14 protein-coding genes are annotated in these 15,962 nt (G+C 39.4%); 5 read left to right on the top strand and 9 right to left on the bottom strand.

Going from position 1 to position 15,962, the window contains the following annotated elements; genetic code table 11:
- The first annotated feature begins 6 nt into the window (after nucleotides 1-6).
- Nucleotides 7-3,444, top strand: a complete 3,438-nt coding sequence (gene mfd / locus INP94_RS06700; protein WP_197543085.1) for a transcription-repair coupling factor — start codon at nucleotides 7-9, stop codon at nucleotides 3,442-3,444.
- Between the two features lie 73 nt (nucleotides 3,445-3,517).
- On the opposite strand, the gene INP94_RS06705 is transcribed toward mfd, so the two are convergent.
- Both INP94_RS06705 and argR read right to left on the bottom strand, forming a co-directional pair.
- Nucleotides 3,518-4,405, bottom strand: coding sequence for a TIGR01777 family oxidoreductase (locus tag INP94_RS06705; protein ID WP_197543086.1), 888 nt, complete (start codon nucleotides 4,403-4,405; stop codon nucleotides 3,518-3,520).
- Nucleotides 4,405-4,860: a transcriptional regulator ArgR gene (gene argR / locus INP94_RS06710; protein ID WP_197543087.1), complete on the bottom strand. Its 456-nt coding sequence runs from the start codon at nucleotides 4,858-4,860 to the stop codon at nucleotides 4,405-4,407. Before argR ends, INP94_RS06705 begins: the two co-directional genes overlap by 1 nt.
- A 186-nt stretch (nucleotides 4,861-5,046) precedes the next feature.
- Here argR and mdh point away from each other — a divergent pair, with 186 nt between their 5' ends.
- A complete protein-coding gene (mdh, locus tag INP94_RS06715; protein WP_197543088.1) occupies nucleotides 5,047-5,982 on the top strand; it encodes a malate dehydrogenase in 936 nt (311 codons plus the stop codon).
- 321 nt (nucleotides 5,983-6,303) lie between these two features.
- On the opposite strand, the gene INP94_RS06720 is transcribed toward mdh, so the two are convergent.
- From INP94_RS06720 to INP94_RS06750, 7 genes are all read right to left on the bottom strand, one after another.
- Entirely contained in the window at nucleotides 6,304-7,251 is a 948-nt protein-coding gene (locus INP94_RS06720; protein ID WP_014065166.1) for a ribose-phosphate pyrophosphokinase, read from the bottom strand.
- A gap of 1 nt (nucleotide 7,252) precedes the next feature.
- Nucleotides 7,253-8,176 (bottom strand): 4-(cytidine 5'-diphospho)-2-C-methyl-D-erythritol kinase, encoded by a 924-nt coding sequence (gene ispE / locus INP94_RS06725; RefSeq protein ID WP_197543089.1) that lies wholly within the window; start codon nucleotides 8,174-8,176, stop codon nucleotides 7,253-7,255.
- The gene (gene lolB / locus INP94_RS06730; RefSeq protein WP_197543090.1) at nucleotides 8,176-8,799 is read right to left on the bottom strand and encodes a lipoprotein insertase outer membrane protein LolB; all 624 of its coding nucleotides are present in this window, start codon (nucleotides 8,797-8,799) and stop codon (nucleotides 8,176-8,178) included. The genes ispE and lolB overlap by 1 nt, the downstream gene beginning before the upstream one ends.
- Before the next feature lie 64 nt (nucleotides 8,800-8,863).
- Entirely contained in the window at nucleotides 8,864-10,108 is a 1,245-nt protein-coding gene (locus INP94_RS06735; RefSeq protein WP_197543091.1) for a multifunctional CCA addition/repair protein, read from the bottom strand.
- Nucleotides 10,109-10,169: 61 nt separating this feature from the next.
- On the bottom strand, nucleotides 10,170-10,778 hold the full coding sequence (locus INP94_RS06740) for a TIGR04211 family SH3 domain-containing protein (protein ID WP_049365958.1): 609 nt from the start codon (nucleotides 10,776-10,778) through the stop codon (nucleotides 10,170-10,172).
- A gap of 74 nt (nucleotides 10,779-10,852) precedes the next feature.
- Nucleotides 10,853-12,115, bottom strand: a complete 1,263-nt coding sequence (locus INP94_RS06745) for an inorganic phosphate transporter (RefSeq protein ID WP_197543092.1) — start codon at nucleotides 12,113-12,115, stop codon at nucleotides 10,853-10,855.
- 35 nt (nucleotides 12,116-12,150) lie between these two features.
- Nucleotides 12,151-12,831: a TIGR00153 family protein gene (locus INP94_RS06750; RefSeq protein WP_049368971.1), complete on the bottom strand. Its 681-nt coding sequence runs from the start codon at nucleotides 12,829-12,831 to the stop codon at nucleotides 12,151-12,153.
- A gap of 138 nt (nucleotides 12,832-12,969) precedes the next feature.
- Between INP94_RS06750 and INP94_RS06755 the strand changes: the two genes are divergently transcribed.
- The 3 genes from INP94_RS06755 (at nucleotide 12,970) to lrp (ending at nucleotide 15,960) form a co-directional block, all read left to right on the top strand.
- Nucleotides 12,970-13,992, top strand: coding sequence for a CYTH domain-containing protein (locus INP94_RS06755; RefSeq protein WP_197543093.1), 1,023 nt, complete (start codon nucleotides 12,970-12,972; stop codon nucleotides 13,990-13,992).
- 26 nt (nucleotides 13,993-14,018) lie between these two features.
- Entirely contained in the window at nucleotides 14,019-15,398 is a 1,380-nt protein-coding gene (radA, locus tag INP94_RS06760) for a DNA repair protein RadA (RefSeq protein ID WP_049380993.1), read from the top strand.
- 82 nt (nucleotides 15,399-15,480) lie between these two features.
- Nucleotides 15,481-15,960, top strand: a complete 480-nt coding sequence (gene lrp / locus INP94_RS06765) for a leucine-responsive transcriptional regulator Lrp (RefSeq protein WP_005695827.1) — start codon at nucleotides 15,481-15,483, stop codon at nucleotides 15,958-15,960.
- The last annotated feature ends 2 nt before the right edge of the window (nucleotides 15,961-15,962 follow it).

Here is a 15,962-nt window from a genome sequence, read left to right on the forward strand (position 1 = left end):
GCACTTATGAAAACAACCTATTTTAATTTTGATATTCCCACTCAGCCCAATGACCATAAAATTCTTGGCAATGTATTGGCGAGTGCAGATGCACTTGCGGTTAGTGAAATTGCTGAGCAATATGATGGATTGACAGTGGTCGTGACACCGGATACTAAAAGTGCGGTTCGTTTATCACACGTTTTACCGGATTTAACTTCTCAGCCCGTTCAGTTTTTTCCTGATTGGGAAACGTTGCCTTACGATTCTTTTTCGCCTCATCAAGAAATTATTTCTTCGCGTTTAAGTGCGCTATTTCATTTACAAAATACTAAAAAAGGCATCTTTGTTTTGCCGATTAGCACATTAATGCAACGTGTGTGCCCGCCGAAATATCTACAGCACAATGTCCTTCTGATTAAAAAAGGCGACCGCCTTGTCATTGAAAAATTGCGATTACAATTAGAGTCAGCAGGATATCGCTCTGTAGAACAAGTGCTAGAACATGGCGAATATGCTGTACGCGGATCACTTTTAGATCTTTTCCCGATGGGAAGTGCGGTTCCATTTCGCTTAGATTTTTTTGATGATGAAATTGATTCGATTCGTACTTTTGATGTCGATACGCAGCGAACGTTAGATGAAATTCAATCTATTAATTTATTACCTGCACACGAATTTCCAACCGATGAGAAAAGCATTGAATTTTTCCGCACACAATTTAGAGAAACCTTTGGTGAAATTCGTCGTGATCCAGAACATATTTATCAGCAAATCAGTAAAGGCACACTAATTTCAGGGATTGAATATTGGCAGCCGTTATTCTTTGATGAAATGGCAACATTGTTCGATTACTTACCCGAAAAAACGCTGTTTGTGGATATGGAAACAAATCAAGCACAAGGTGAACGTTTTTATCTTGATGCCAAACAGCGATATGAGCATCGAAAAGTTGATCCAATGCGTCCTCTTTTACCGCCAGAACGTTTGTGGCTCAGCATTGATGCAGTAAACCATGCATTAAAAAATTATCCTAAAATTAATTTTAAAGCAGAAAAAGTGCGGTCATCTGTTCGTCAGAAAAATTTAGCGGTGTCCGCATTACCAGCCGTGACTATTCAATCACAGCAAAAAGAACCGTTATCGCAACTTCGTCAGTTTATTGAGCATTTTAAAGGAAATGTTTTATTTTCAGTTGAAACTGAAGGACGACGTGAAACTTTACTGGATTTACTTTCACCATTAAAAATTAAACCTAAACAGATTAAAACCTTATCTGAAGCCAATCAAGACAAGTTTAATCTTTGGGTAAGTCGTCTTGAGCAAGGTTTTATTCTTGATGAGGCTAAACTCGCTGTCATTACTGAACATGAAATTTTAGGCGAGCGTGTACAGCAACGTCAGCGTGATAAACGTAAATCGGTGAATCCTGATACCTTAGTGCGTAATCTGGCTGAATTAAAAATTGGGCAGCCTGTGGTGCATTTAGATCATGGTGTAGGGCGTTACGGTGGGTTAGTCACGCTTGATACAGGTGGTTTAAAAGCGGAATATTTGCTGATCAATTATGCGAATGAATCCAAACTTTATGTGCCTGTTGGTTCTCTTCATTTAATTAGTCGTTATGTCGGTGGTTCAGATGAAACTGCACCATTACATAAATTAGGTAATGAATCGTGGGCGAAAACGCGTCAAAAGGCCGCAGAAAAAATTCGTGATGTGGCCGCTGAATTACTTGATGTGTATGCTCAGCGAGAAGTGAAAAAAGGCTTTGAATTTAAATATGATCGTGAGGAGTTCCAGCAATTTGCTGCAACCTTCCCTTTCGAGGAGACACATGATCAAGCCATGGCAATTAATGCTGTCATTTCGGATATGTGTCAGCCCAAAGCAATGGACCGTTTAGTTTGTGGTGATGTAGGTTTTGGGAAGACTGAAGTAGCGATGCGAGCCGCATTTTTGGCGGTCATGAACCATAAACAAGTGGCTGTATTAGTCCCTACAACCTTGCTAGCTCAACAGCATTACGAGAATTTTAAAGATCGTTTTGCTAATTTGCCGGTTAATGTGGAAGTGCTTTCTCGCTTTAAAACAGCTAAAGAGCAAAAACAAATCTTAGAAAATTTAGCCGAAGGAAAAGTCGATATTCTGATTGGCACCCATAAATTAATTCAATCAGATGTGAAGTTTTCTGATCTTGGCTTACTCATCATAGATGAAGAACATCGCTTTGGTGTGGGGCAAAAAGAGAAAATCAAACAACTTCGAGCGAATATTGATATTTTAACGCTTACCGCAACACCAATTCCTCGTACTTTGAATATGGCGATGAATGGTATTCGCGATCTTTCTATTATTGCGACACCCCCAGCTCGCCGAGTGAGTATCAAAACGTTTGTTCGCCAGAAAGATGATTTAATTATTCGTGAAGCCATCTTGCGTGAAATTTTACGTGGTGGGCAAGTTTATTATTTACATAATGATGTGGCGAGTATTGAAAATACGGCTGAAAAACTGACCGCACTTGTGCCAGAGGCTCGAGTTGTGATTGGACATGGTCAAATGCGAGAACGTGAACTTGAACGCGTGATGAGTGATTTTTATCATCAACGTTATAACGTTTTAGTCTGTTCCACCATTATTGAAACAGGGATTGATGTACCAACGGCAAATACGATCATTATTGAACGCGCAGATAATTTTGGTTTAGCTCAGCTTCACCAGTTGCGTGGTCGAGTAGGGCGTTCTCACCACCAAGCTTATGCCTATTTGCTTACACCTCCGCCGAAGTTAATGACGAAAGATGCGAAACGTCGTTTAGAGGCATTAGAAAGTTTAGATAACTTAGGTGCAGGTTTCATCCTTGCGACGCACGATTTAGAAATTCGCGGTGCCGGTGAATTATTAGGGAATGAACAAAGTGGGCAAATTGAAAGCATCGGTTTCTCACTTTATATGGAATTGCTTGATGCAGCAGTGAAAGCCTTAAAAGAGGGCCGGGAACCTTCATTGGAAGAGATTACACATCAGCAAGCTGAAATTGAGCTACGTGTTCCAGCTTTATTGCCAGATGATTATCTTGGCGATGTGAATATGCGTTTGTCATTCTATAAACGTATTGCAGCAGCGGAGAGTAAACAAGAGCTAGATGAATTAAAAGTTGAATTAATTGATCGCTTTGGCCTATTACCTGAAGCAACGAAAAATCTTTTACAAATTGCTGAAATGCGTTTAATGGTGAAACCATTAAAAGTGCTGAAAATCGATGCAGGGGCTCAAGGTGGCTTTATTGAATTCTCTCCTTCAGCAAAAGTTGATCCAGAAAAATTCATCAAATTAATTCAACAAAATCCAATTGTTTATCGCTTTGATGGTCCATTAAAATTTAAGTTTGTGAAAGCGCTTCCAGAAAACAAAGCGCGGTTGGAATTTGTGATGGATTTAGTGAAGAATCTAACTGAATAGAGAATAAGTTGTGATAGATCAAATTCAAAGGATAGGAATATGATCTATAAGTCTTTTTTGTAGACTTTCTAAATCATGAAAGAATATGATAGAAGTAATCTTTTAGGTTTTCATATTGGAATGTAAATCCGCAATCTAACAAATGTTTTGGATAGGCATTCTGACTGTCTAATAAAATACAAGCTCGCTCGCCGAGAAGAGAGGTGAGCAAAAATTGAGGTACTTGAGCAAAACAAGGTCGATGTAGTGCTTGACCTAATAATTGGTTAAAAGTCTTATTTTTAACAGGATGTGGCGCAGTAAAATTAAATGTCCCTTCGCAATTGCTATGATCAAGTAAAAAAATCAATCCTTTTACCATATCCTCTAACGCAATCCAGCTCCAATATTGCTCGCCATTCCCTAATTTGCCGCCTAATCCGAAGCGATAGAGCGGAAGGATTTTTGCAAAAGCGCCACCTTTTGGAGAAAGCACTAATCCGGTTCTCACTAAACAGACTCTAGTGTTAGCTTGCTTTGCTGCATTTTCCCAATCAATACAAAGTTGAGCGGTAAATTGAGTACTTGGATTTGTGTCTTCGGTGATTACATCTTCGCCACGGTTTCCATAAATTCCAGTTGCGGAACCTGAAATCAGGGCTGGGGGATATTCACTTTGATTAATAAGTTGAACAATCTGCTGTGTTAAATTAATACGGCTATGACGAAGTTTTTCTTTTTGTTGAGCTGTCCATCTTTTATCGAAGATTGGCTCACCGGCAAGATTAATAACCGCATCAAAGGCATTTAAGTCTTTGAGTGTTGAAAGTGCGGTCAAAAATTGCAGTGTTTTTTCAGGAAAAATCGCTTGAGCTTTTTCAATGGAGCGAGTCAGTACTGTAACACTATCGCCACGTGACAGTAGCGCTTCAACTAAAGCTTTTCCTACAAATCCCGTTCCACCTGTCACTAAGATATTCATTATAGGCTGCTTTCAAAAAGCGTTTGAATTTGCTCTAAAAGCGATTTGATGGTTGTCTCTTTTGTGGGGGTCACAAAAATGGTGTCATCTCCTGCAATCGTGCCTAAAATACCTTCAGGTTTACCAATGGAATCCAATAAGCGAGCAATCAACTGTGCCGCACCCGGAGAGGTTTTAATGACGATAACGAAATCATTGTGATCGATATCCAAAACCAGATTTTTTAATGGACTGCTGGTAGCTGGCACACTCAATTCGCTTGGTAAGCAATACACCATTTCCATTTTAGTGTTTCTCGCACGAACTGCGCCAAATTTACTTAGCATGCGTGAAACTTTAGATTGGTTAATGGTTTGAAATCCTTGTTTTTTTAAGGCTTCAACAATTTCACTTTGAGACGCAAATCGTTCTTGATTAAGAAGTTCTTTAAAAGCTTTTGTTAATTGATCTGACATAGTTATTCTCATATAGAATTATTTGCATAAGAATTGCATAAAAATTCATTTTATGCAATTAAAATAAATTTGCCGTTTGAAAAGTTTGAGCTAGATCGCATTATTGAATTTCTCTGTTTGTAATTTAATGGGCAAGACTTTAAAATCCTACCTAGTTAGGATTAATTAATACATAAGGAGTATTTTATGAAAGTTGCAGTATTAGGCGCAGCAGGCGGTATTGGTCAAGCATTAGCCTTATTACTTAAATTACAATTACCCGCTGAAAGTGAATTATCACTGTATGATATTGCACCAGTGACACCCGGTGTGGCTAAAGATGTAAGTCATATCCCAACGGCGGTGAAAGTAGAAGGTTTTGCGGGAGATGATCCAACACCAGCACTTAAAGGTGCCGATGTCGTTTTAATTTCTGCAGGGGTAGCACGTAAACCGGGTATGGATCGTTCAGATCTTTTCAACATCAATGCGGGTATTGTGCGTAACTTAATTGAACATGTTGCAAAAACTTGTCCAAAAGCTTGTGTGGGTATTATCACCAATCCAGTGAATACGACAGTTGCGATTGCGGCAGAAGTGTTGAAAAAAGCGGGTGTTTACGACAAACGTAAATTATTCGGTGTCACTACATTAGACGTGTTACGTTCTGAAACATTCGTATCTGAATTAAAAGGTTTAAATGTTTCTCGTACAAGCGTACCTGTAATTGGTGGCCACTCAGGTGTAACTATTCTTCCATTACTTTCACAAGTTCAATATGCTGAATGGAAAGAAGAGGAAATTGCCCCATTAACAAAACGTATCCAAAATGCAGGTACTGAAGTGGTTGAAGCCAAAGCGGGTGGCGGTTCTGCGACACTTTCTATGGCTCAAGCTGCAGCACGTTTTGCGCGTTCATTAGTGAAAGGCTTAAGTGGCGAAACGGTGGTTGAATGTACTTATGTAGAAGGAGATGGCAAATACGCACGTTTCTTCGCTCAACCAGTGCGTTTAGGTAAAGAAGGTGTAGAGGAAATTTTACCAATCGGTACTTTAAGCAAATTTGAACAAGATGCGTTAGAAGCAATGTTACCAACATTGCGTGCAGATATTGAATTAGGCGAAAAATTTATTAACGGCTAATTTAATGCTATTTCTAGAGAAGGGGAGCAATGGCTCCTCTTTTTTTATATGTAAATGATTAAACATAAAAAAGTGAAGAAAAAGCGTGATTTAGCTCACAAATTTGAACATAGGTATTTGCAATATAAAAAACTTTGCCGTATTCTTAAATCACTAAAAACAAGTGCTATTTTTAAATAGCCGACATCTATTTTGCTTTCCGAGTAGTGCCCCAGTGGGGCACTTTTTTTTACCTAATTTTTAGTTGAAGCATAAAAAAGTGCAGTCAAAAAACATAAGGTTTTCTGACCGCACTTTTAAAATGAATGTTAAGTAAAAGAATTATTCAAACATTGCTGAGATAGATTCTTCATTGCTGATACGACGAATTGCTTCAGCCAGCATACTTGAAAGGGTAAGCACTCGAACTTTGCCAAGCGCTTGCATTTCAGGTGATAGTGGAACAGTATCTGTCACCACGATTTCATCAATGGCATCACTTGCTAAATGTTGTGCTGCTAAACCAGAGAATACCGCGTGAGTCGCATAAGCAAACACGCGTTTTGCACCACGTTCTTTCAATGCTTCAGCTGCTTTACATAATGTACCGCCTGTATCAATCATATCATCTACAAGGATACAATCACGATCTGCGACATCCCCGATAATGTGCATAACTTGTGATACATTTGCGCGCGGACGACGTTTATCAATGATCGCCATTTCGGTATCATTTAATAATTTCGCTACCGCACGAGCACGAACAACACCACCGATATCCGGAGAAACAACGATCGGATTGACAAGATCTGTTTTCTTCAAGATATCATCAAGTAGAACCGGTGAACCGAATACGTTATCAACCGGTATATCAAAGAAACCTTGGATTTGTTCTGCGTGTAAGTCACAGGTTAATAATCGGTCAATCCCTACGGTTGAAAGTAAATCAGCCACTACTTTTGCGGTGATTGGTACACGAGCAGAACGTACACGGCGATCTTGACGAGCATAACCAAAATAAGGAACAACGGCAGTAATACGACCAGCAGATGCACGACGTAAAGCATCGACCATGACAATCAATTCCATCAGGTTGTCATTTGTTGGCGCACAGGTAGATTGGATAATAAATACGTCTGCACCACGCACATTTTCATTAATTTGCACTTGGATCTCACCATCGCTAAAGCGTCCAACAGTGGCATCGCCTAATGAAATGTAAAGACGTTCAGAAATCTTTTTCGCTAGCTCAGGCGTAGCATTTCCAGCAAAGAGTTTAATGTCTGGCATTTTATATAACCTCAGGTTGAGTGTAGATAGATTGGTTGGTCGAGAGTTGTTTCAACATCGCATGTAATGGTGAAACGTTTAATCCTTTAGCAACAAAGCCGAAAAATTCCTTCGGTTTTTGTTGGAAAACAGCTTGTGCTGATTTTTCATCATCAAATTCAGCAAAAACACAAGCTCCGGTTCCGGTTAATCTGGCTGGTGCATATTGTAGCAACCATAATAGGGCTTTTTCAACTTCTGGATATTGAGTTCGTACGACTTTTTCGCAATCGTTTGCAAACGGTTGATTCAGAAGTTCAGCAAGAGATCTTTTTTCTGTATTGCGAGGCAAATCGGGATCGTTAAAAACTACCGCTGTAGAAATTGCAGTCTCGGGTTTTAGTACTACATAATATTTTTCTTGTAGTTCACAGTATTGGATTTTTTCACCTACGCCTTCTGCAAAAGCGGCTTGGCCATGAACAAAGATAGGCACATCTGCACCGAGTTTTAGTCCGAGCTCAGCAAGTTCATCAATGGATAAATGGGTTTGCCATAAATAATTTAAAGCAAGAAGAGTCGTCGCCGCATTGGATGAACCGCCACCAATACCACCGCCCATTGGCAGAATTTTATCTAAATGAATTGTTGCACCGAGCGTACAACCTGTTTTTTCTTGTAGTAGTATCGCTGCACGATAGATTAAATTTTGTTCTAGAGGTAAGCCAGGAATTTCTGGTGTGATGTGGATTTGTTTATCTTGGCGAATATCAATGGTGAGCCAATCGCCGAAATCAAGAAATTGGAAAAGCGTTTGTAATTCGTGGTAGCCGTTTGGCAGTTTACCGTTTATATAGAGAAATAAATTGAGTTTTGCGGGGCTTGGAAAGCGGTTAGGCTTTCCAAGAGAGGTTGAAAGTGCGGTTGAAAAGTGATGTGTTTTCATTAGAACGCCCATTCATCCACACGAATTTTTAGGGTTTGCGATGTACTTTTGTTCTTTAACAGAATATTTTCAGGCATAGAATTATCTGCGTGATAACTTAAGTAATCGGCTGTCCATATCGAGCCATCAAGTGGGTAGCTAAATTCAGATAAAAGATGATTCGTTCCAACTTGGTAATCTGAATTATCTGCTGGTTGACCTTTTAGCCAATAAGATAAATGCTCTAATGGCACATCCATTCCGATGATTTCACGTAACAATAATTTGGCATTTTTATCCGATTGCTGATTGCCTTTATTATCTGAAATAGTCATGCCGTTTGGATGCATCTCCATGGTTAGCGTTGTTTTGCTAATCAGAGAATAAAGTTTTAACTTATAGGCTTTCGGGTTTTGATATTGCCATTCAAAGCGACTCGAAAAACGCTCTTGTGGACTAATATAACCAATTTGTCCTTTTGTGCTATAAGATTGAATTTGTTTGATTTTTTTGAGGTGCTGTTGCCACGTAATATCGTTTTTATCGATATGCTGAACATCTGTTGGGCGCTCTGCATCAAGAGTACAAGCGGATAAGATCACACTGGCAAGTACAGGCGCGAGAAGCGATTTTAATAATTTCATAACAAAATATTTACTAAAAAATTGTACATATTGTAAGGGTTAGTTTACTTTTAGTAAAGCTGGATTAAGCATTTAGGCGAGTTTTCTCTGCTTTCACCGCGGCAATTCTTCGACGCGTTAATTCATCTCGAATGCCTTGTTTTTCAAAACCATCTGCAATGACTTGCTGTACATCAACAGCAAGGGCAGCTTGATAAAGCGCTTTGAGATAATCAATTTGCGGGTATTCTTTATTTTCAAAACCAGTCCGCCCGCGAGTATCAGATAAACATACTAATAAAAACTCTTCAAAGCGTTGTGGTTTACGCCAAACATCAAACGTATTAAAGAGTTTCACCACTGTTTCAGGACGAAGCTCTAAGGCTTTATGCACATGCGTGTGATATTCACAAGTTAATTCGGCTAGCTCTTGAAGATAATTCGGCACTCTAAGACGTTTGCATAATGAACGAGTCGGTTTAATCCCCGCTTTTTCATGACCATGATGACTTGGCCAATTCTCTTTGGGTGTAAGGGCTTTACCTAGATCGTGACAAATTGCTGCAAAACGAACCGCACTTTTATTCAAGTCGGTATTTTCAGTAAGTTTAACTGCTTGTTGTAACACAAGCATGGTGTGAATAAAACTGTCAATTTCAGGATGGTATTTGGCTGGATTCGGTACGCCATCTAAGGCGGCAATCTCAGGGAAAAGTATTTTGAGTGCGCCGACTTGATGTAGCGTTTCAAAATAAATTTCAGGATGCGGTTCGTTTAATGCTTTTTCCGTTTCCATCCAAACACGCTCAGCCGTTAGGTGGGCGAGCTCACCTTGTTCAGTGAGTTCAACCATTAATTTAAGGGTTTCTTCGGCAATAGAAAAACCTAAATGATGAAAGCGAGCCGCAAAGCGTGCGACACGCAATACACGAAGTGGATCTTCAGAAAATGCAGGTGAAATATGACGTAAAATACGTTGGTGAATATCTTCTACACCATGATAAGGATCGTGCAGCTTGCCATCTTTGTCTTGTGCAATAGCATTGATAGTAAGATCTCGGCGAATTAAATCTTGTTCAAGCGTAATCTCATCTGAAAAATCACAAATAAATCCGGTGTAACCTTTACCTGATTTTTGTTCTGTACGAGCAAGTGCATATTCTTCATGGTTTTCAGGATTGAGAAAAACGGGGAAGTCTTTGCCAACTTGTTGGTAACCTTGAGCTAACAAAATTTCTGGTGTCGCTCCGACGACAACCCAGTCACGATCTTTAATCGGCAAACCTAGAAGTTGATCACGTACTGCACCTCCGACAAGATAAATTTCCATTTTTCTCTCCCATCAAAATATAAAGAAAAGGTAGGCAAAAGCCTACCTCAATGATGAATCATTACCAGCTATCACGGCGTTTACGTCTAGGTAAAATGTGAGGTAATACAAGACCGATTAACAAACCTACGCCTAACACGGAACCGCCATAAATAAACCATTGAATTGCAATTTCGCGTTTATTAGCATCAAGCATCGCTTCTAAATCACGATTTTTATTTTTCGTCATTTCTAATTCACGTTTAAGTTGTGAATTTTGTTCAAGCAATTCACTGCTTTGTTGTTCGGCTTGTTTGCTACGACGTTGAATTTCGTTTGTACGTTGTTGCCAATCTGAATCGACGCGATTCAGTTTTAAGGTTAGCTCTTGAACCTGTGCTTTTAATTTTGGATTTTCTTCACGGCTACTTGGTGTAGTACTTAGTTCAGAAGTTAAAATCCAAGCTTCGCGATTTTTATTATCACGAATCAGGGTGTATTTTCCTTGTTGTTCCAAGACTGTTACCGCTTCGCCAGATTGGATAGCACCTGCGATCTTAAATTGATCACCTGCACCACGACGTAAATAGGTGTTCAGATTTTCTGTCACATATTGCGTTTCAGCTTGTACTGTTCCAATGGTTGAACCCAATAGAACACAAGAAAATAAAAGTTTGCTCACTTTTGACATAATACTTCCTAGACTCATGAAGAGAGTGCGGTCGGAAAATGAAATGAAAAATAACCGCACTTTTAATAATTATACTAGTGGAAAATCGCGCGAAGGATGTAGAAAATCACAATCGCAAAGAATGCACCAGCAGGTAACGTTACAACCCATGAACTAATGATGTTACGGATAACCGTTAAGTTAAGTGCTGCAATACCACGTGCGAAACCGATACCTAAGATTGCGCCCACTAAAGTTTGCGTAGTGGAGATAGGTAAACCGGTACCTGATGCCACAACAACAGTCATCGCAGTTGCAAATTGTGCAGCAAAACCACGGCTAGGGGTTAAATCAGTAATACCTGATCCTACGGTTGCCATCACTTTTTGTCCCATTGCGATAAGACCAACGGCGATACCTAATGCTCCTAAAGGTAAAATCCACCAAGCTAAATCACCACCACTCAGGATTTTCCCGCCATTTTGCACGATTGATACTACAGAAGAAAGCGGACCAATTGCATTGGCTACGTCATTAGAACCATGCGCGAATGCCATTGCACAAGCGGTTAGAAGCATTAAGATACTAAAAATCTTTTCTACTGAACCGAACGATCCTTTTCTTGCTTTTGCTGTAAAGGTGTTACTGCGGAAGTAAAAATGACAGAAAATCATACCAACAACGCTGATAAGCAGTGAAATAACGAGAGTTTCATTGTTAGAAAGATTTAAACCAACGTGTTTTAAACCTTTCGCCATGGTAACGATACAAAGTACGAATACGGTAATTGCCATGTAGTAAGGACCGTATTTTTGTGCGTTTTTCAGCGGTTCTTCTGTATCGAAAATGAGTTTCTGGATACTAGCAAAGATGGTATAAGCTAAAAGCCCAGCAATCACGGGGGTGATAAACCAGCTTCCAACAATTCCACCGATAGTAGACCAGTCAACAGAACTTGGACCAATCGTAACACAAGCGAAACCAATTAAGGCCCCGATGATGGTATGAGTACCCGAAACAGGCCAACCCATTTTGGTGGCGATAAACAACCAAGCACCCGATGCAAAGAGAGCAGAAAGCATCCCTAATGCCAATACATCAGGCATCTCGACAAATTGAGTGGGGTCGATTACACCACTTTTGATGGTTTCAGTTACTTCACCGCCGGCTAAATAAGCTCCGGCAGATTCAAAAATGAGGGCAATAATAATCGCTTGTTTAGCGGTAATAGTACCCGAACCAACCGAGGTGCCCATTGAGTTTGATACGTCGTTGGCACCAATACCAAATGCCATAAAAAAACCGAATACCGCGGTAATTAAGACTAACCACGAACCGTATGCATTAATAATTTCCATAGTGATTTCCTATGTTGTAGTTAATGTCGTCAAAATTAGGAACGGGCTAGCATCAATTCAATGCGAGATCCAACACGTTGAGCTTGATCGGCTAATACGCCTACCCATTCGATGATTTTATATAAGAACATCACATCAATAGGGTTATAACGACTTTCAATCGTGTAGAGCATTTTGCGCAATTTAATTTGCATTTGATCTGTATCATCTTCAATGCTGTCTAGCTCTTGAATCATATGGTTCACTAAATTTAATTCACGGCCTTTAAAACCGGTTTCAAGTAGTTTATCCATTTCTTCAATCACTAAATGAGCTTGATGAATAGAATCTAAACTACGTTGAACATAATGTAAAAATTCTTCCTGCATTTCTTCAGGAATACCAAATTGGCGACCGATCATTCGGCCAGCAATGTCTTTAGCATAGTTAGCCAATTTGTCTTGTTGGGTGACTAATTCGAGTAAATCGGTACGATCAATGGGTAAAAATAAACCGCGAGGCAATTTCAAACGGATTTCGCGTTTTAAACTATCTGCTTCACGTTCACATTGAGAAATATCTAGACGTGTTTTTTCTGCATCATCCCATTGTTTTACAAAGGTATGTTGGAAGAATGGAATTAATAAATCACAACATTCAGTTACTTTGTCAGAATGTTTCTGCAGTGGTTTTAAAGGAGAATGGGCAAATAATCCGAGAATATTATTCATTGCCATAGGTGTTTTACTCCATAACAAGGGTTAAAATTTCGGTTGCATATTACCTGATTTTATAAGGAAATACACGAAAAAGATCTTGATTTGTATAAAATTATCTGTATATTTAAACAGTTAAAATTGATAAGGAAAAATAAAATGAGTAATGAAGTTGAATTAAAGCTTGCAGTCACCTCTGATGCTTTTGATACCTTAAAAACACATCTCAATCAATTCAAAATCTTAGAACAAAATACAGTCTTTCTGGGAAATACCTATTTCGATTATCCCGATCATTTTTTGGCTAAACAAAAAATGGGATTGCGTATTCGTCAGGAAAATAATGATTTTACACTCACTTTAAAAACAGACGGAAAAGTGGTTGGCGGATTGCATAGCCGTCCAGAATACAATTTATCTATACCTGATAATTCAATACCCACAACGGAACAATTAACCTCATTGTATCCATTTGAAAACTTACCTTCTGCTACATTACAACCGATTTTCTCAACAGATTTTAACCGCACTTTTTGGTTGATTACGTTTGGTGCATCAAAAATTGAAGTTGCTTTTGATCAAGGGAAAATTTTATCAGGGGAAAAAACACAGCCTATTTGTGAAATTGAATTCGAATTAAAAGAAGGGCTTGTTTCAGATCTTTTCCATTTTGTCTCACTTTTACCTTTTGAACAGGATGTTTATTTTAGTTCAGCAAGCAAAGCAAAACGCGGCTATCAATTAGGCAGCAAACCACTGTTGATTGATTGGTTAAATAAATGGCGTGATTTCTTAAAAGAAGAACGTGAGGGAAGTACAGTAGATTCTCGCCAGAAATTGAGTGCTGTCATGAAAATGGAGCAGCAATTAATTGAAGAAACGCTTTCATTCCCAACAGATGTATTTGCTTTCGATTTTATGAAAACCGTTGAACGTGTCGGCGCATTTTTCAATCTCTATCATTACTATGATGACAACAAAGCCTTGTTTGAAAAGCTAGAAGAAAATCGAGCAAATGAGTTATTAGCAAGTAATCAGTTTTTCCTAAATGAAATTAAAGGCTTGATTACCTTTCATAGTGAGACAAAAGATAATGTTCAAACTATTGAAAAGTTAAAAGCATTATTAAAGAGTCGTGCGTATTTTGAAAGAATGCTTGGCTTAATGATGTTGATGGCGTAAAACGGGTTCTCTAAAGGATAGTAAAAATGGCAAAAGCTCCTAAAACCGCTTATGTATGTAATGATTGTGGCGCGGAATTTTCGCGCTGGCAAGGGCAATGTTCTGCCTGTAAAGCGTGGAATACGATTAGTGAAGTGCGGTTAATTTCAGCCTCGAATTCTACAAAAAATGATCGTTTTAGTGGTTATGCAGGAGAAACTCGCGCAAAAATCCAAACGCTTTCTGAAATTAGTTTACAAGAAACACCGCGTTTCACCAGTGGATTTAAAGAATTAGATCGCGTATTAGGCGGCGGGATCGTACCAGGAAGTGCCATTTTAATTGGTGGGCATCCTGGTGCAGGTAAAAGTACTTTGTTACTTCAAGTGATGTGCGGATTAGCGAAAAACATGACCGCACTTTATGTGACGGGGGAAGAGTCACTTCAACAAGTGGCGATGCGAGCTAATCGCTTAAATCTACCGACAGATAAATTAAATATGTTATCTGAAACCTCCGTCGAGCAAATTTGTAATCTAGCGGATCAGCTGAAACCTCAAATTATCGTAGTAGACTCGATCCAGGTTATGCATCTTTCGGATATTCAATCTTCTCCAGGAAGTGTGGCACAAGTGCGTGAATGTGCCTCTTTCCTGACTCGTTATGCGAAAACTCGACAGGTTGCTATCATTATGGTTGGACATGTCACCAAAGACGGCACCCTTGCAGGTCCGAAAGTATTGGAGCATGCCATTGACTGTTCGTTGTTACTAGAAGGCGAAGCGGATTCCCGTTTCCGTACGTTACGTAGCCATAAAAACCGTTTTGGTGCGGTGAATGAGCTAGGTGTATTTGGTATGACAGAGCAAGGTTTGCGTGAGGTGAAAAATCCATCGGCAATTTTCTTAAGTCGAGGCGATGAACAAACACCAGGTAGTTCGGTCATGGTACTTTGGGAAGGAACGCGTCCGCTTTTAGTGGAAATTCAAGCGTTGGTGGATCATTCCATGCTTGCAAATCCTCGTCGTGTGGCGGTAGGGTTAGAGCAAAATCGTTTAGCCTTATTGCTTGCGGTATTGCATCGTCATGGTGGACTGCAAATGTCGGATCAAGATGTTTTTGTGAATGTCGTTGGTGGTGTAAAAGTCGGGGAAACAGGCGCGGATCTTGCGTTATTGCTTGCGTTAATTTCGAGTTTCCGTAATCGCCCACTACCACAAGATTTAGTTGTCTTTGGTGAAGTAGGGTTAGCGGGTGAAATTCGCCCGGTGACCAGTGGTCAAGAACGTATTAGTGAAGCGGCAAAGCATGGTTTTAAACGCGCGATTGTGCCTTTTGCCAACAAGCCGAAAAGTGCGGTCGAAAATATGGAAGTTTTTACGGTGAAAAAACTCGCTGATGCGCTCGCTATTTTGGATAATTTCTAAAAAAACGTTGTCCTATTGTTGTCTGATTACTGAAAGTTTTTGATAAATTAGATAGAATATGCGCCGTACATAAGGAAAGGTTATGGAAAAGAAATTAAATAAAGCGTTGGATAGCATTGATATCAAAATCTTAAATGAATTACAACGCAACGGTAAAATCTCTAATATCGATTTATCAAAGAAAGTTGGGTTATCGCCAACGCCTTGTTTAGAAAGGGTAAAACGCCTAGAAAAACAAGGTGTGATTATGGGCTATCGCGCACTACTAAATCCTGAATTACTGGATGCACCTTTATTGGTGATCGTTGAAATCACGCTTGTGCGTGGTAAACCGGATGTTTTCGAAGAGTTTAATGCTGCGATTCAAGCACTTGATGAAATTCTCGAATGTCATTTGGTATCAGGTGATTTCGATTATTTACTCAAAACACGTGTAGCTGATATGGCGGCATATCGAAAATTATTGGGTACCACCTTATTGCGCTTACCCGGTGTGAATGACACCCGAACTTATGTCGTCATGGAAGAAGTGAAACAAACTAATTATCTCGTACTAAAATAAAA

Origin of the sequence: Haemophilus parainfluenzae, from assembly GCF_014931395.1 — a bacterium.
Lineage (GTDB): Bacteria > Pseudomonadota > Gammaproteobacteria > Enterobacterales > Pasteurellaceae > Haemophilus_D.

Excerpts from the sequence above, each read along its gene's own strand:
- mfd (WP_197543085.1), top strand. The coding sequence starts at position 7 with ATGAAAACAACCTATTTTAATTTTGATATTCCCACTCAGCCCAATGAC.
- argR (WP_197543087.1), bottom strand. The coding sequence starts at position 4,860 with ATGTCAGATCAATTAACAAAAGCTTTTAAAGAACTTCTTAATCAAGAA.
- INP94_RS06720 (WP_014065166.1), bottom strand. The coding sequence starts at position 7,251 with ATGCCAGACATTAAACTCTTTGCTGGAAATGCTACGCCTGAGCTAGCG.
- lrp (WP_005695827.1), top strand. The coding sequence starts at position 15,481 with ATGGAAAAGAAATTAAATAAAGCGTTGGATAGCATTGATATCAAAATC.
- radA (WP_049380993.1), top strand. The coding sequence starts at position 14,019 with ATGGCAAAAGCTCCTAAAACCGCTTATGTATGTAATGATTGTGGCGCG.
- INP94_RS06735 (WP_197543091.1), bottom strand. The coding sequence starts at position 10,108 with ATGGAAATTTATCTTGTCGGAGGTGCAGTACGTGATCAACTTCTAGGT.
- INP94_RS06755 (WP_197543093.1), top strand. The coding sequence starts at position 12,970 with ATGAGTAATGAAGTTGAATTAAAGCTTGCAGTCACCTCTGATGCTTTT.
- lolB (WP_197543090.1), bottom strand. The coding sequence starts at position 8,799 with ATGAAATTATTAAAATCGCTTCTCGCGCCTGTACTTGCCAGTGTGATC.
- INP94_RS06750 (WP_049368971.1), bottom strand. The coding sequence starts at position 12,831 with ATGGCAATGAATAATATTCTCGGATTATTTGCCCATTCTCCTTTAAAA.
- INP94_RS06705 (WP_197543086.1), bottom strand. The coding sequence starts at position 4,405 with ATGAATATCTTAGTGACAGGTGGAACGGGATTTGTAGGAAAAGCTTTA.
- INP94_RS06740 (WP_049365958.1), bottom strand. The coding sequence starts at position 10,778 with ATGTCAAAAGTGAGCAAACTTTTATTTTCTTGTGTTCTATTGGGTTCA.
- INP94_RS06745 (WP_197543092.1), bottom strand. The coding sequence starts at position 12,115 with ATGGAAATTATTAATGCATACGGTTCGTGGTTAGTCTTAATTACCGCG.
- mdh (WP_197543088.1), top strand. The coding sequence starts at position 5,047 with ATGAAAGTTGCAGTATTAGGCGCAGCAGGCGGTATTGGTCAAGCATTA.
- ispE (WP_197543089.1), bottom strand. The coding sequence starts at position 8,176 with ATGAAAACACATCACTTTTCAACCGCACTTTCAACCTCTCTTGGAAAG.